The sequence below is a fragment of the Streptomyces aurantiacus genome, assembly GCF_001418335.1.
Lineage (GTDB): Bacteria > Actinomycetota > Actinomycetes > Streptomycetales > Streptomycetaceae > Streptomyces > Streptomyces aurantiacus.
The window spans coordinates 1-1,083 of the sequence record NZ_LIPP01000501.1 but is presented as its reverse complement, the minus strand read 5'-3'; the positions used below and the strand labels follow the sequence as shown (position 1 = coordinate 1,083).

2 protein-coding genes are annotated in these 1,083 nt (G+C 67.1%); both read right to left on the bottom strand.

Annotation, left to right across the window (positions count from 1 at the left end; genetic code table 11):
- Nucleotides 1-268: pyruvate kinase (locus tag AOK01_RS39490; protein WP_245702613.1), on the bottom strand; the 268-nt coding region annotated here is incomplete at its 3' end.
- A gap of 131 nt (nucleotides 269-399) precedes the next feature.
- Nucleotides 400-1,083: SIMPL domain-containing protein (locus tag AOK01_RS39485; protein ID WP_055520396.1), on the bottom strand; the 684-nt coding region annotated here is incomplete at its 5' end.

Genomic DNA, 1,083 nt, shown 5'->3' with positions numbered 1-1,083 from the left:
AGGTGTCTCCGCGTTCAAGGAGTACGGGGCCTTCGGTGAAGCGGCCGAGTCGGATCTTCGGGCCTTGTAGGTCGGCGAGGATGCCGACGCTGCGGCCGGTCTCGTCTGAGGCCTTGCGTACGCGCTGGTAGCGCTCCTCGTGGTCGGCATGGCTGCCGTGGCTGAGGTTGAGGCGGGCTACGTCCATGCCGGCTTCGACCAGTGCCTTGATCTGGTCGTACGAGTCGGTGGCGGGGCCCAGGGTACAGACGATTTTTGCTCGGCGCATGGTTCGAGCGTAGGCCTTACCAGTGGGTAGGGAATTGGTGCTGCATGACTACTCAACGACCGTTGCGTGAAGGGGTGTTGACAAGGATTGGAGTGTGCGGGGGTGCGCTCTGATGAGCATTTCGGTGGGGTTCACAGCACGGGCGGTGACATGGTGAAGCGGGCATTGACCGCTGCGTACACGTGCTGTCGTTGGGGTTCCAGGTCGAGGGCCGGGGGTTGGTCCGGGGCGGCTGCGTCGTAGCCCTTGGCCCGCAGGGAGCGGGACGCGGTTTCCATGCCGTAGGGGTGGGTGTTCTCGGCTCCGGTGTCGGCGAGTTCGACGAGTGCGGCGAGGGTGGTGCCGAGGGCTTCGGCGTATTCGCGGGCTCGTTGGACTGCTTCGCGTACTGCTTGTTGTCTGGCGCGGCGGTGGGCGGGTGAGTCGGGGCGCAGGGCCCAATAGGGGCCGTCGACGTGGGTGAGGTCGAGGTCGGCGAGGCGGGTGGTGAGTTCGCCGAGGGCGGTGAAGTCGGTGAGTTCGGCGGTGATGTGGACGCGGCCGTGGTAGGCGCGGATGCGTTCGCCGCGGCCGTGTTTGGTGAGTTCGGGGGTGATGGAGAAGGTGCCGGTTTCGAGTTTTTCGACGGCGTCGCCGTAGGTCTTCACGAGGTCGAGGGCGGTGGTGTTGCGGCGGGTGAGGTCGTTGAGGGCGTCTGTGCGGTCGGTGCCGCGGGCGTTGACGGTGATGCCGATGCGGGCGGTTTCGGGGTCGGCTTCGAGGTGGGCTTCGCCGCGGACGGCGATGCGGGGGGCGTCGGGCGTGCCGTAGGGGGT